This is a genomic window from Pseudoalteromonas sp. SR45-4, assembly GCF_014163535.1.
Taxonomy (GTDB): Bacteria; Pseudomonadota; Gammaproteobacteria; order Enterobacterales; family Alteromonadaceae; genus Pseudoalteromonas; species Pseudoalteromonas nigrifaciens.
This window is the reverse complement of the sequence record NZ_JACJDO010000015.1, coordinates 29052-44313: the sequence shown is the minus strand read 5'-3', so window position 1 is coordinate 44313 and position 15262 is coordinate 29052. Positions and strand designations below refer to the sequence as shown.

13 protein-coding genes are annotated in these 15262 nt (G+C 40.2%); 3 read left to right on the top strand and 10 right to left on the bottom strand.

All coding sequences use genetic code 11. The features are described 5' to 3' along the window. Nucleotides 1-21: 21 nt before the first annotated feature. The 10 genes from H5058_RS08530 to gyrA form a co-directional block, all read right to left on the bottom strand. Nucleotides 22-396, bottom strand: coding sequence for a hypothetical protein (locus H5058_RS08530; RefSeq protein WP_182677664.1), 375 nt, complete (start codon nucleotides 394-396; stop codon nucleotides 22-24). Nucleotides 397-489: 93 nt separating this feature from the next. Beyond that, nucleotides 490-1194 (bottom strand): orotidine-5'-phosphate decarboxylase, encoded by a 705-nt coding sequence (gene pyrF, locus H5058_RS08525; protein WP_182677662.1) that lies wholly within the window; start codon nucleotides 1192-1194, stop codon nucleotides 490-492. A gap of 45 nt (nucleotides 1195-1239) precedes the next feature. Then, complete coding sequence (gene lapB / locus H5058_RS08520; protein WP_086996072.1) at nucleotides 1240-2376, bottom strand: lipopolysaccharide assembly protein LapB; 1137 nt, start codon at nucleotides 2374-2376, stop codon at nucleotides 1240-1242. 2 nt (nucleotides 2377-2378) lie between these two features. Further along, nucleotides 2379-2660 (bottom strand): lipopolysaccharide assembly protein LapA domain-containing protein, encoded by a 282-nt coding sequence (locus tag H5058_RS08515; protein WP_011328107.1) that lies wholly within the window; start codon nucleotides 2658-2660, stop codon nucleotides 2379-2381. Nucleotides 2661-2682: 22 nt separating this feature from the next. Continuing rightward, nucleotides 2683-2970 carry an integration host factor subunit beta gene (gene ihfB / locus H5058_RS08510; RefSeq protein ID WP_011328106.1) on the bottom strand — a complete coding sequence of 96 codons (288 nt, stop codon included), beginning with the start codon at nucleotides 2968-2970 and terminating at the stop codon, nucleotides 2683-2685. A 63-nt stretch (nucleotides 2971-3033) separates the two neighbouring features. After that, on the bottom strand, nucleotides 3034-4701 hold the full coding sequence (gene rpsA, locus H5058_RS08505; RefSeq protein WP_011328105.1) for a 30S ribosomal protein S1: 1668 nt from the start codon (nucleotides 4699-4701) through the stop codon (nucleotides 3034-3036). 95 nt (nucleotides 4702-4796) lie between these two features. After that, nucleotides 4797-5507 carry a (d)CMP kinase gene (gene cmk / locus H5058_RS08500; RefSeq protein WP_011328104.1) on the bottom strand — a complete coding sequence of 237 codons (711 nt, stop codon included), beginning with the start codon at nucleotides 5505-5507 and terminating at the stop codon, nucleotides 4797-4799. 105 nt (nucleotides 5508-5612) lie between these two features. Next, the gene (gene aroA, locus H5058_RS08495; RefSeq protein WP_179806585.1) at nucleotides 5613-6890 is read right to left on the bottom strand and encodes a 3-phosphoshikimate 1-carboxyvinyltransferase; all 1278 of its coding nucleotides are present in this window, start codon (nucleotides 6888-6890) and stop codon (nucleotides 5613-5615) included. Then, entirely contained in the window at nucleotides 6890-7972 is a 1083-nt protein-coding gene (gene serC / locus H5058_RS08490; RefSeq protein WP_182677660.1) for a 3-phosphoserine/phosphohydroxythreonine transaminase, read from the bottom strand. The genes aroA and serC overlap by 1 nt, the downstream gene beginning before the upstream one ends. 324 nt (nucleotides 7973-8296) lie before the next feature. After that, nucleotides 8297-10996, bottom strand: a complete 2700-nt coding sequence (gyrA, locus tag H5058_RS08485; protein ID WP_011328101.1) for a DNA topoisomerase (ATP-hydrolyzing) subunit A — start codon at nucleotides 10994-10996, stop codon at nucleotides 8297-8299. A 177-nt stretch (nucleotides 10997-11173) separates the two neighbouring features. Here gyrA and ubiG point away from each other — a divergent pair, with 177 nt between their 5' ends. The 3 genes from ubiG to nrdA all read left to right on the top strand — a co-directional run bounded on the left by ubiG (nucleotide 11174) and on the right by nrdA (nucleotide 15259). Beyond that, nucleotides 11174-11884 carry a bifunctional 2-polyprenyl-6-hydroxyphenol methylase/3-demethylubiquinol 3-O-methyltransferase UbiG gene (gene ubiG / locus H5058_RS08480; RefSeq protein ID WP_086996055.1) on the top strand — a complete coding sequence of 237 codons (711 nt, stop codon included), beginning with the start codon at nucleotides 11174-11176 and terminating at the stop codon, nucleotides 11882-11884. Beyond that, a complete protein-coding gene (locus tag H5058_RS08475) occupies nucleotides 11884-12564 on the top strand; it encodes an HAD family hydrolase (protein ID WP_179806586.1) in 681 nt (226 codons plus the stop codon). The genes ubiG and H5058_RS08475 overlap by 1 nt, the downstream gene beginning before the upstream one ends. 412 nt (nucleotides 12565-12976) lie before the next feature. After that, nucleotides 12977-15259: a class 1a ribonucleoside-diphosphate reductase subunit alpha gene (gene nrdA / locus H5058_RS08470; protein ID WP_011328098.1), complete on the top strand. Its 2283-nt coding sequence runs from the start codon at nucleotides 12977-12979 to the stop codon at nucleotides 15257-15259. The last annotated feature ends 3 nt before the right edge of the window (nucleotides 15260-15262 follow it).

Here is a 15262-nt window from a genome sequence, read left to right as displayed (position 1 = left end):
GCGCTTATAACTAACCTTTCACTACCCAATAATATATTTATACGGCAAAGTACATTGTGTATATTGCTTAGCGTAATTGAGCACTTCTTCTTTATTTTGCAAATTTAATGGCGCTAAACGAAATACTTTATCTTCACAATCTCGTTTAAGGCTATCATGGCTATCTACACATTCGTGTGAAGTTACATGCTGTTGACTTAATCTATCCTCATTTTTATAACAAAGGTGATAAGCGTAATTTTGCATTGTTTGTTTAAAATCGAATATATTTACGGGATATATAGCAACAATATCCGTAACTGTCGTTACTCCATCATACACTTTACTAGAAAAAACATATTTGTTTACTGAAAATCCAGCAACAATAATCACTATAGAACCTAACATTAGTCTCAAAATAAAACCCTTACTGCATTTTGATTTTATTAATGTAACATAAAACAAACATCTCGCAAGGGTTCTGGCAACAAAGTCTGAACTTTTGTTAAATTATCCTATAGATTTATTAACATCTGCCAAAACAGCAACAGGATTGTCTGCTTGAGTAATTGGACGTCCGATCACCAAGTAATCGCTGCCTGCATCTATAGCTTGTTTAGGAGTCATAATGCGTTTTTGATCGCCAGCATCACTCCCTACTGGGCGAATACCAGGCGTTACTAGCTTAAAGCCTGCGCCTAACTCTGCTTTTAATTGTTGTGCTTCTTGAGCAGAGCAAACAACACCATCAAGTCCTGCTTCTTTTGCCAGCTTCGCTAAATAAATAACTTGCTCTTGTGGTGTTTTTTCTACGCCTAAACGCTTTAACTCTGTCTCATCCATACTCGTTAGCACGGTAACAGCAATTAATAATGGGGCTTTATCGCCAAATGGAGCTAGTGCTTGTTTAGCTTTGCTCATCATCTCAAAGCCACCACTTGCATGCACATTAACCATCCATACACCCATTTTTGCCGCCGCAGTCACTGCTTTTGCCACTGTGTTAGGAATATCATGAAATTTTAAATCTAAAAACACATCAAAACCTAAATCAATTAACTCTTTTACAAATGCAGGGCCAAAGTAAGTAAACATTTCTTTACCTACTTTAAGGCGACATGAATCGGGTGATAGCTGTTTTACAAAGTCTAAAGCGGCTTGCTGATCATCGTAATCGAGTGCAATAAGAATTTTTTTTGATTTTTCGAAAGGCATAACTATCCTACTTTATAGCGAAAGTGTTATTTGAAAACTAAAAGATTAAAATCCGTCTAAGCCCTTGCTTGGTACAGTAGTTTCCCAATGCTTACAAGAAGGACAATTCCAATAAATTGTATAACTAGTAAAGCCACAATGCTGACATTGAAAGTCTGGTTTGGTGGCAATATAAGAAGTGACCAGTTTATCTATTTGGTCGAGCACCTCTTTAGTATTTTTATCTTGAGCGCCCATTAGTTGTAATAAAAAACTAAACCCGCGTATGGTTGGTTGGCGCTTTAAGCTATCAGTTAAAAACTCAAAAGCTTGCTCTGTATTACCTTGCTCTAACAAAGCTTGGCAATGTTGTATTTTTATTAGCACGCCACCTTTGTCGAGTAACTCACTGATCAGCTGATGAAATTGATGAGTTAAATTTAGATGCTTATAACAATGTGCTAATTTATCGACAAATAAAGGAGCAAAAAATGTAAATTGGCAAATTAATTCGCGCCAATAGTAAATTGCCTTTACGTAGTCTTCTTTAGTATATGCAGACAAACCAAGTTCATATAAAGGACGTATCGCTTTATGATTCAAACTAATGGCTTTGCGCATTAATGAGGGGTTATTATCACTTAACGCCAGCTCACAGTAAAAGTTAGCTATGGCTTTAAAGTGTTGTTCTTTTGAAAATAATTCACTATGCGCTTCAAACATATTAATCCCTTTTTGCCACTCTCGGGTTTGCGAATATAGAGTGATAATAGGATCTAATGCTTCACTGTGGTCCATTTTAACAAGCCAAACTAAATGCTCTTCGGCACTATCTAATAGCCCAGCCATAACATAATCTTCTGCTAATTCTAAACGACTAGCAGCAGCTTGTTGCTCATTAAGGCTTGGGTGTTTTAAAAGGAGTTCGTGAATTTTTATTGCGCGGTCTAGCTCGCCTCTGCGGCGAAACATAGTTGCAAGCGTTGAATAATGTTCAACCGAGTCAGCTGCAACTTCTAGTAAATTAATTAAATGTTCAAGGCCTTGATCTTCTTCCCTGTCGAGTAAAAACTTTAAGCCTTTACTATATTCAGAGGTGATCTGCCGATTAAATTGATGAGCTTGATTTTTAGCACTGTTTTTTCCCATTATCCAGCCGTAACCGGCAGCCACAGGAAGTAGTAAAAATAACAGCTCAATCATAATTATGAGTCTTTATCAGCAGCAGGCTTTTTTTTATTTTGTTCAGGTGCTAACTGTTTTTTTAAACGATAATTTTGCCACTTAAGTTGTGAAAACAATTTAAAGCTTACAAAACAACCAATTACAACACCTAATAAAAAGCAAATACTTATTATAACGGCTAAAGGCAATGTATTGCTGGCTATAATATAGTTTATTTGTACTAATTGTGGATTTTGAGAACCCAATACAAATGCACTGATCAAGCAAAGTGCAACCAGAATAATTTTTAATACCTTAAACAAGTACCCTACTCCAATAAGTTAACTAGGCAATGCTCTCGTTTACACGATCACGTAATTCTTTACCTGGTTTAAAATGTGGTACATGTTTACCATCTAGCTCTACTGTTTCGCCAGTCTTAGGGTTACGACCGGTACGTGGAGCGCGATAATGCAAAGAAAAACTACCAAAACCTCTGATCTCAATACGATCTGAAGAAGATAATGAGCCGGCCATTTGTTCAAGAATTTCTTTTACTGCATTTTCAACATCTTTCACTGGAACGTGTGCGTGTTGCTGTGCAAGTGTTTCTATCAGTTCTGACTTAGTCATAGCATTTCCTTAAAAGAAATAATGGAAGGGCATAAACTGCCCTTCCAATTAAAGACTGATTAATTAGTCTTTTTGTGCATTTGCGAAAGCAGCAGCCATTGCGTTTTCAAACACTGGCTCGTCTTTCTTAAGCTTTTCTATTACTTCTTTCTCTTCAGCTTCGAAAAGAGCTTTAACAGATAAGCTTAAAGTGCGGTTCTTGCGATCAACACCAACATATTTAACTTCAATTTCGTCGCCTACAGAAACAACAGTAGTTGCATCTTCAACGCGCTCTTGAGCGATATCAGCTACACGGATGTAACCTTCAACGCCTTCGATAAGTTCAATAGTTGCGCCTTTAGCATCAACTTCAGTCACTTTACCTTTAACAATAGCACCTTTTTTGTTTGCATCAAGGTAGTTATTGAATGGGTCAGCTTCGATTTGCTTAACACCTAGAGAGATACGTTCGCGCTCTGGGTCAACTTGCAATACGATAGCAGTGATTTCGTCGCCTTTCTTGAATTCACGTACAGCGTCTTCGCCAGGTGTATTCCAAGAAATGTCTGAAAGGTGTACAAGACCATCAATACCACCGTCAAGACCGATAAAGATACCGAAGTCAGTGATTGATTTGATCTTACCAGTAACTTGGTCGCCTTTGTTTTGTAGACGAGCAAATTCCTGCCAAGGATTAGCAATACATTGCTTAAGACCAAGAGAAATACGACGACGTTCTTCGTCGATTTCAAGAACCATAACTTCAACGCTGTCGCCAAGGCTAACAACTTTTGAAGGATGGATGTTCTTGTTAGTCCAATCCATTTCAGAAACGTGAACTAAACCTTCAACGCCTTCTTCGATTTCCACGAAACAGCCGTAATCTGTAAGGTTAGTAACACGACCAGAAAGTTTAGAACCTTCTGGGTAACGACCAGCGATAGCTGCCCATGGATCTTCGCCAAGCTGTTTAAGGCCTAGAGATACACGAGTTTTATCTTTGTCGAATTTAAGAACTTTAACTGCGATTTCGTCGCCAACATTAACGATTTCTGAAGGGTGCTTAACACGCTTCCACGCCATATCAGTAATGTGTAGTAGACCATCAACACCACCAAGGTCAACGAATGCACCGTAGTCAGTAAGGTTCTTAACGATACCTTTAACTTCTTGGCCTTCAACAAGGTTAGCAAGAAGCTCTTCACGTTCTTGTGAGTTTTCAGATTCGATAACTGCACGACGTGAAACAACAACGTTGTTACGTTTTTGATCAAGCTTGATTACTTTAAATTCAAGCTCTTTGCCTTCAAGGTGAGTTGTGTCACGTACTGGACGAACATCAACAAGTGAACCAGGTAGGAAAGCACGGATTGAATCAACTTCAACTGTGAAACCGCCTTTAACTTTACCGTTGATAACACCAGTAACAGTTTCTTGCTCTTCACATGCTTTCTCAAGACGGATCCACGCTTCGTGACGCTTCGCTTTCTCACGAGAAAGGATAGTTTCACCGAAACCGTCTTCAATTGCATCTAGTGCAACATCTACTTCGTCGCCAACAGCAACTTCAAGTTCACCAGCAGCATTTTTGAACTGCTCAGCAGGGATAGCACTTTCTGATTTAAGACCAGCATCTACAAGTACAATGTTGTTCTCGATTGAGATTACTGTACCTTTAACGATAGAGCCTTGCTCTGCTTCAAAACCCTTTAAGCTTTCTTCAAATAACTGCGCAAAATTTTCTGACATACGAATATACGTCTCTATATATTATACCAATAAGCAACCATGCTGCATGGGGTTGTTAAAATAGCACTGGCATCCTGCTGGTGCATAAAATGTGTTTAGCTTCGTTTAGGAAGCCGACCTTCAGAGATAGCCGTATCCAATAAAGTTAATACCTTATCATATACTTGCTGTGCATTAAGCTCGCTAGTATCAAGCTCAATAGCATCCTCTGCAGGCACAAGTGGCGCAACGGCACGATTCATATCGCGATCATCACGCTCTTGAATGTCTTTTAATAGACCACTCAGTGTAACATTAAGACCGCGAGCATTCAACTCAACAAAACGTCGTTTGGCGCGTTCTTGTGCACTGGCGGTTAAAAATATTTTTAGCGGTGCATCTTTAAAAACCACAGTACCCATATCACGACCATCAGCAATTAGACCTCGTTCAGTTCTAAATGCGCGTTGGCGACGTAATAACGCTTCGCGTACGCGAGGTAGTGCTGCTACTTTTGATGCTGCAGCCCCTACTTCTTCGTTACGGATTGTGGTGGTTACATCCTCACCTTCTAAAACAACCTTTGCTGCATTAGTTTGACTATCTACCAAAAACTGTACATCTAAGTTAGCAGCTAAGGGAACTAATGCATCTTCGTTATCTAATGCGATTTGATGGTGAAGTGCCGCTAGAGATAAAACGCGGTAAATTGCGCCACTATCAAGTACATCCCATCCCAACTTTTCGGCTAACAAGCGACAAACAGTTCCCTTACCTGAACCACTTGGGCCATCTACGGTGATCACGGGCATTAATAACGCCTGCATTTAAACCTCCTACAATGCACACCTAAGTAAACCGCAATATTATACGTCAGTTATTTAAATAGATCGCTATTAGTGTGTAACTTTTTATTAATTAACATCAAAAACCTACTCACTAACTGATGCTAATACATTGAAAAATGTCGGAAATGTTTTATAAGTACACTTAGGATCATTAATCGTGATTGGCTTTCCACCTACGGCAACCATAGCAAAACACATGGCAATGCGATGGTCATCGTAAGTATCAATTGCTACATCGTTAAAGTGTTTCGGGGGAGTGATTTCTATAAAATCGTGCCCTTCTACAACTTCTGCGCCCACTTTTCTGAGCTCAGTTGCCATAGCGTGTAGTCGATCGGTTTCTTTTACGCGCCAATTATAAATATTACGAATAGCCGTTGGCCCTTTAGCGAATAGAGCCACAGTGGCTAATGTCATTGCTGCATCAGGTATGGCATTTGCGTCAATATCAACACCGTTTAATTGGCCTTTACGAACAACTAAACGCTCATCATACCAATCTATTTTAGCGCCCACTTGTTCCATTACTTTAGCAAAGCCAATATCGCCTTGCACCGATTTAGCACCGACACCTTTAATTTCAATTTCGCCACCGGCAATTGCAGCTGCAGCTACAAAGTAAGATGCAGAAGACGCATCGCCTTCAACCATAATACGTTCAAGTGACTGGTACTGTTGACCACCTTTTACGGTAAAAGTTGCATAATTACTATGCTCAACTTCTATTCCAAAGCGTGCCATTACATCAAGGGTAATATCAATGTAGGGTTTAGATACTAAAGTGCCTTTAATCGTTATTTTGGTATCACCATTAAACAGTGGTGCAGCCATTAGTAATGCAGTTAAAAATTGACTTGATATACTGCCGTCAATTGCAACTTCACCACCGTTAATTTGCCCACCTATAATTTTAAGCGGTGGGTAATCTTTATTTTTGCTGTAAGTAATATCACCGCCAAGTGCTTGCAGCGCATCGACTAAATGCCCTATTGGGCGCTCTTCCATGCGTGGCTCGCCAATCAGTTCGTACTCACCTGCAACCGCAGCAAGTACAGCGGTTAAAGGACGGTAAGCTGTGCCTGCATTACCTAAAAACAAAGGCTCTCTTGGGGTTTTAAATACCCCACCAACACCTTGTACTGTAGCAACTGTTCGCTCTTGGTTTAAACTAACGTTAACACCTAATAATTGTAACGCGCCCAACATATGGCGTATATCGTCGCTATCAAGTAAGTTTTCAACAACAGTAGTGCCATTTGCCAATGCCGCTAATAACAATATACGGTTTGATAAGCTTTTTGAACCCGGCAGAGTGACGCTGCCATTAACACACGAAATAGGTTCTAAGCGTAATTGTTCCATTAGCTATTTTCCTTTGCAAAAGCAGCCATAAAATCAACAAGCGCTTGCACGCCCTCAAGTGGCATTGCGTTGTAAATACTGGCGCGCATTCCACCTACAATTCTATGGCCTTCGAGTGCTAGCAAGCCCGCTTCGTTTGATTGAGCAACAAACTTACTGTTTAAGCTTTCATCATTTAACCAAAAAGGGACGTTCATACGCGAGCGACTATGCTTAGCTACTTTATTAGAATAAAAATCAGAATTATCGATAAAATTATAAAGTAGTTCAGCTTTTGCAATATTTTGTGCTTCCATGGCTTTTACACCACCATTTTGCTCAAGCCATTGGAATACTTCAGCCGCTAAATACCATGCAAATGTTGGTGGCGTATTAAACATACTGCCCTGCTTGGCCTCTAGTGCATAATCTAAAATACCTGGTTTAGGAAGCCCTTCACGTGCTAGTAATGTTTTACGTACGATAACGATTGCAATGCCCGAAGGACCTATATTTTTTTGTGCGCCAGCGTAAATTAAATCAAATTGATTAACGTCAATTTCACGCGATAAAATAGTTGACGACATATCTGCAATAATTGGCGCTGTTGGATGACTCGGTACATCAAAAATCTCTAAGCCATCAACGGTTTCGTTAGGGCAATAGTGAATGTACGACGCATCTGCTGGCAACTGCCAGTCTGCCATTGCTTTAATCGAAAATTGACCATCGGTATCGTTACGAACATCGATAGCAGTAGTTTGGGTAAACTTATTTGCTTCATCCGTTGCACTTTTTGACCATACGCCGTTTTCGCAGTAAACCGCTGATTTATTTTCCTGATGTAAATTTAATGGCACAGCACTAAATTGACCGCGACCGCCACCATGCATAAACAGCACTTCAAATTCATCGCTAATATTCATTAAACGACGCAGGCTCGCTTCACATTTTTTAGTGAGCGCTAAAAACTCTTTACTACGGTGACTCATTTCCATCACCGATACACCCAAACCTTGCCAATCTATAAATTCTTGTTGTGCTTTTTTCATTACTGCTGGCGGTAACATGGCCGGCCCCGCACAAAAATTATACTTACTCATTACCTTTTCCTCATTCCAGTAATTAAAAAATTAAACACCCGATTACCATTCAATCAGGTTATACACATTAAATTAAAGCTGTGATCATTAAGTGGGCTATAGCCTCACTCATAGTATTAAAGCCTTCATTACCTATAAAGCTGCATTAATGCAGCAAACAGAGCAATATAAAACAATTACTGAGAACAACTATATATATAAATTAACGTCTTGCAATTGAGTCTTTTTGCTATTGTAAAAATTATTTTATTGCGCAGTATTATTAATATTAATTTTATTCAACACCATTAAAAAAAGCGGCCAAGGCCGCTTTTTTAATCTCAATTATTCTGAAGGAGGATTATCATCCGCTACTTCATCAATAACCGTATCAACTGTTTCGACGTCTTCGATATCAATTAAGTCACTTTCGGTAACTTCAATCTCTTCTATACGTTGTAAACCAACTACTTGCTCTTCGTCAATAGTTCTGATCAAAATAACACCTTGCGTGTTACGTCCAACCGTAGAAACTTCATTAACGCGAGTTCGTACTAAGGTCCCACGATTTGAAATAATCATTATTTCATCGTTATCGTCAACTTGTACAGCACCTACAACCGCACCATTACGCTCACTTACTTTAATAGACACTACACCTTGAGTCGCACGACTCTTCGCTGGGTAGTCTTCAAGTAAAGTACGTTTACCGTAGCCGTTTTCAGTCACGGTTAAAATAGCACCATCTGTTTTAGGCACAATTAACGATACTACGCGTTGTCCTTCAGGCATTTTAATACCACGAACACCTGTAGCTGTACGGCCCATAGGACGAACACCTTTGAAGCGAATCTCAGGGTTACCTTCTTCGTCTAGTACTGGGTTACCGTTTTCATCAACAACCGTTGTTTCTTCTGCTTCTTTAAAGCGTACTACTTTACCTGCATCGGTAAACAACATAATTTCGTTGCTGCCATCGGTAACATCAACACCAATTAGGCTATCGCCTTCATTTAGGTTAACCGCAATAATACCGCTTGCACGTTGACGACTGTATGCCGTTAGTGGTGTTTTCTTCACTGTACCAAATGCGGTTGCCATAAAGATGTATTTATCTTCTGCATACTCGCGTACTGGTAATATAGCGGTAATACGTTCATCTGCCTCAAGTGGTAATAAGTTAACAATTGGTTTGCCGCGCGCTGCACGACTTGCAAGTGGTAACTGATACACTTTAAGCCAATATAAACGACCAGCCGTTGAGAAACACAATATAGTATCGTGCGTATTAGCAACTAATAAACGTTCAATGAAATCTTCATCTTTCATCTTCGTTGCCGATTTACCTTTACCACCACGACGCTGCGCTTCGTAATCAGACAGAGCCTGATACTTAACATAACCTTCGTGAGAAAGCGTTACTACTACGTTTTCTTCGGTAATTAAATCTTCAAGGCTGATATCGTGTGCTGCGGCATTTATTTCAGTACGACGCTCATCACCATATTGCGCTTTAATTTCAACTAACTCATCGCGAATAACTTCCATTAAACGCTCTGGTGTTGCCAAAATATGTAAAAGCTCAGCAATTAAATCTAATAACGATTGGTATTCAGTTAGAATCTTTTCGTGTTCTAAACCCGTTAGCTTATGTAAGCGTAAATCTAGGATTGCTTGAGCTTGTTGCTCAGAAATAAAGTATTGACCATCGCGAATACCTAACTCAGCAGCTAACCAATCTGGGCGGGCAACGTTGTCTTCGCCTGCTTTATCAAGCATGGCTTTTACGTTACCTAATTCCCACGAACGCGCTGTTAAAGCAACTTTTGCTTCAGCAGGTGTTGGTGAATTACGAATAAGCTCAATAATTGGGTCGATGTTTGCCAGTGCAATTGCTAAACCTTCTAGCATATGTGCACGGTCACGCGCTTTGCGTAAATCAAAAACAGTACGACGAGTTACTACTTCACGGCGATGAATAATAAACTCTTCAAGCATTTCTTTTAAATTAAAGCACTTAGGCTGGTTGTTAATTAACGCAACCATATTCATACCAAACACAGTTTGTAACTGCGTTTGCGCATATAAATTATTTAAAATAACTTCGCCTACGTCACCACGTTTAATCTCAATAACGATACGCATACCGTCTTTATCTGATTCATCACGTAGCGCACTAATACCTTCAATTTTTTTATCTTTAACCAGCTCGGCAATTTTTTCAATTAGGCGCGCTTTGTTAACTTGATAAGGTATTTCGTGAACAATGATAGTTTCACGATGCGTTTTTTCATCTACTTCTATTTCAGCGCGGGCACGCATGTACACTTTACCACGGCCAGTTAAATAGGCTTGCTCTATGCCTTTTTTACCGTTGATAATTGCAGCAGTTGGAAAATCTGGGCCCGGGATATAATCCATTAACTCTAAAATAGATAATTCAGGGTTTTGAATGAGTGCTAAACAGCCATTTACCACTTCAGTTAAGTTATGAGGTGGAATGTTTGTTGCCATACCTACCGCAATACCCGATGAACCGTTTACTAATAAGTTAGGAACTCTGGTTGGTAAAACGTCAGGGATTTGCTCAGTGCCGTCGTAGTTAGGAACGAAATCAACCGTTTCTTTTTCAAGATCGGCTAATAATTCATGCGACATTTTTGCCATACGTACTTCTGTATAACGCATTGCCGCTGCTGAATCACCATCAACCGAACCGAAGTTACCTTGACCATCTACTAGCATATAACGCAGTGAGAATGGCTGTGCCATACGTACTATAGTGTCGTAAACAGCACTATCGCCGTGTGGGTGGTATTTACCGATTACGTCACCGACAACACGTGCCGATTTTTTGTAAGGCTTGTTCCAATCATTACTAAGCTCGTTCATTGCAAACAAAACGCGGCGGTGAACAGGTTTTAAGCCATCACGCACGTCTGGTAATGCACGTCCTACAATTACGCTCATTGCGTAATCTAAGTAGGAGTTTTTTAACTCGTCTTCAATATTGACTGGCAGAATGCCATGGGCGAGATCAGTCATTGATATCACATTCCTTCAGTATCAGCTCTTAAACACCCACTATTAGGTATCAAGAGAATTTGTTATTATTGCTAAAGAAACATGCTACCACAATTTATTTAGATTTACAGGCGCAAAACTTTGCGATTTACCAATTTAGCCCTATATAATGCCCCCAGATTGACGAGGAAGTATTTTATGACCGAACATCAAAATGTAGATCACGCAGAAATTGCAAAATTTGAGGCCATCGCAGAGCGGTGGTGGGATTTAGACGGGGAATTTAAACCGCTTCACGAAATAAACCCCTTACGTTTAGACTTTATAGCCAATAAAACTGGCGGTCTATTTGACAAAGAAACACTAGACGTAGGTTGTGGCGGCGGTATTTTAAGCCAAAGCATGGCGCGCATGGGGGCAAAGGTAACCGGCATAGATATGGGCCAAGAGCCTTTAACTGTTGCCAAATTACACAGCCTAGAGACAGGCGTACATGTAGAGTATATTAAAGTACCTGCTGAACAATATGCATCCGAGCACCCTGCTCGCTTTGATGTAGTAACCTGTATGGAAATGCTGGAGCATGTACCCGATCCGGCTTCTATTATTCATGCTGTTGCAGAGCTTGCAAAACCCGGTGCTGATGTGTTTTTTTCAACACTTAATAAAACCCCTAAAGCCTATTTATACGCCATTATTGGTGCAGAAAAGCTATTAAAAATGGTGCCTGAAGGCACTCACGATCATAAAAAGTTTATTAAACCAGCACAGTTAATTGCCTGGGCTGAACAAGCGGGTTTAAAAGTGCGCGCCAGTGCTGGGTTATCTTATAATCCATTATCTAAGCAGTACTCGCTTAATACCGACGTAAGCGTAAATTATATTCTGCATTTTGAGAAGTTAGCGTAATGGTCAGCTCTCAATCAACGTCACCTACTATAGAGTACGATGCTTTTTTATTTGACTTAGATGGCACTTTACTCGATACCGCTGATGACTTAGGTGCAGCTTTAAATACCGTACTGCGTTCGCAGCAATTAGATACAGTAAGTCGTGAGGTATATCGCGCTGCTGCATCTAATGGCGCAGCAGCCTTGTTAGAGGTCGGTTTTAAAGATAAATGGGGTGAGCAACCGCAAGCACAACTCGTTAAGCAATTAATTGATGCCTACGCGGCTAATATAGCCAAACACACCACGTGCTTTGCTGGTATTGAGCCACTACTTATCGAACTGGAGCGAAAAAACATCAAATGGGGGATCATGACTAACAAACCCGGATTTTTAACCGCCCCTTTAGTAGCCGCGATCCCTGCTTTAAAAAATGCCTGCGTGGTTATCAGTGGCGATACTTTAGCTGAAGCTAAACCTTCGCCTTTACCTTTACTACATTGTGCCAAGCTAATGGGCGTTGCACCAAATCGTTGCTTGTACATTGGCGATGCTTTGCGTGACATTCAAGCAGGTAAAGCGGCAGGTATGCACACCGCAACCGCACTTTGGGGTTACGTGCCTAACTTAACCGAAGTTTTGAGCTGGCAGGCCGATTTTAATTGGCAAAGCCCTATTGAAGGTTTTAACCATATATAGTGCTATGTTAATTATTAAACACTATATATTGTGATTATGTTAGTTTTCACACAAAGCCTGCTGATAAAAAAAGCAGTCAAAATATATTTTTAAAAAGCGTAAATTTAGTAGATCCTTAGTTGATTTTTGTAAATTTCAACTTAACCGAATGTTCGAAGGTTAATGCTTACTAACACAAATGTGTTATCCCGACGTTATCCACAATTAGGGGCAATTCTGTCCCTTGCAAAACAACGCGGACCACACTATCTTGTGATCTCTAATTTGAACAACACCAGATATTGTGGCTAAATGTTATTCAATAAAATCGCCTGAATTGGTGTAAACAATAATAAATGAATAGATACTCTGTTATTTTGGAGTATTAATCATTGGTCAAAATACTTAATTTCCAAGGAATACAGGCAAAACTATGAACCAACAGTTATCTGTAAGCAAACGTGACGGCCGTAAAGAGCCACTTGATCTTGACAAGATCCATCGCGTTATTGAATGGGCCGCCGAAGGGTTAAATAACGTTTCGGTTTCGCAAGTTGAATTAAAATCACACATTCAATTTTACGACGGTATTCGTACTAAAGATATTCACGAAACCATCATTAAAGCTGCAGCCGATCAGATTTCAAAAGAATCTCCTGATTATCAGTATTTGTCAGCACGTTTAGCTGTATTCCATTTACGTAAAAAAGCGTATGGCCAATTTGAGCCACCACGTTTATTTGATCATGTAACAAAAATGGTTGGCGACAAACGCTACGACGCTCACCTACTGGTAGATTACACCGAGCAAGAGCTTGACGAATTAGACGAATACCTAGATCACAGCCGTGACCTTAACTTTAGTTATGCTGCGGTTAAACAGCTTGAAGGTAAATACTTAGTTCAAAACCGTGTAACCGGTGAGATTTATGAAAGCGCGCAGTTTTTATATATTTTAGTCGCAGCTAGCTTGTTTGCTGACTACCCTCGCGATACACGTATTGCGTATATAAAACGTTTTTACGATGCGATTTCATTGTTTAAAATTTCACTGCCTACGCCAATTATGGCAGGTGTTCGTACGCCAACACGCCAGTTTAGCTCGTGTGTATTAATTGAATGTGGTGACAGCCTTGATTCAATTAACGCCACCTCGTCTGCAATTGTTAAATACGTATCGCAACGTGCCGGCATTGGCATTAACGCAGGTCGCATTCGTGCACTGGGTAGCCACATTCGCAATGGCGAAGCGTACCATACGGGTTGTATTCCTTTTTATAAGCACTTTCAAACAGCGGTTAAAAGCTGTTCGCAAGGCGGTGTACGTGGCGGCGCAGCAACCTTGTTCTACCCGCTTTGGCATTTAGAAGTAGAAAACTTGTTAGTACTTAAAAATAACCGCGGGGTTGATGACAACCGCGTGCGTCATTTAGATTACGGCGTACAGTTTAATAAACTAATGTACTCGCGTTTAATTAAAGACGACTACATTACCTTGTTTAGCCCCTCTGATGTGCCAGGCCTTTACGATGCATTTTTTGAAGACCAAGACGAGTTTGACGCGCTTTACGTAAAATACGAGCAAGACGAATCAATTCGTAAAAAACGCATTAAAGCTATTGAACTGTTCTCAATGTTTGCGCAAGAACGTGCAAGTACCGGTCGTATTTACTTACAAAACGTTGACCACTGTAATACGCACAGCCCGTTCATTGCTAAAGTGGCACCTATTCGCCAATCTAATTTATGTTTAGAAATTGCATTACCAACTAAGCCGTTGGATAACGTAAACGACGAAGAAGGCGAAATTGCGCTATGTACACTCTCTGCATTTAACTTAGGGGCTATTGAATCACTAGATGAACTTGAAGAATTGGCTGAGCTTGCTGTACGCGCTTTAGATAACTTACTTGATTTTCAAGACTACCCAGTACCGGCTGCAAAAAATGCCACTATGGGTCGTCGTACTCTAGGAATAGGCGTAATTAACTACGCATACTACCTAGCTAAAAACGGTAAGCGTTATTCAGATGGCAGCGCAAATGCACTAACGCACAAAACATTTGAAGCGATTCAATACTACTTAATGAAAGCATCAAACGAGCTTGCTAAAGAGCGTGGTGCATGTCCTAAGTTTAACGAAACAACCTACTCTCAAGGTATAATGCCAACAGATACGTACAAGCGAGATCTTGACAAAATTTGTGATGAGCCACTACACCTTGATTGGGATGCATTACGTGCCAGCATTAAAGAGCACGGTATGCGTAACTCAACAGTAAGTGCGCTAATGCCATCAGAAACATCGTCGCAAATTTCTAACGCAACAAACGGTATTGAGCCACCACGTGGTCATATTAGCGTTAAAGCAAGTAAAGACGGTATTTTAAAGCAAGTTGTACCTGAATATGAACGTTTAAAAGATAACTACGAGTTACTGTGGGATATTCCTTCAAACGATGGTTACTTACAACTTGTGGGTATAATGCAAAAATTTATTGATCAGTCTATTTCGGCCAATACAAATTATGATCCTGGTAAGTTTGAAGGCGGTCGCGTACCGATGAAAGTCTTATTAAAAGATTTGCTTAGCGCCTACAAACTGGGTGTTAAAACCTTGTACTATCACAATACCCGCGATGGTGCATCTGATGCACAAGAAGATACACCGGATCTTGAAGATGATGATTGCGCAGGCGGCGCGTGTAAAATTTAATTT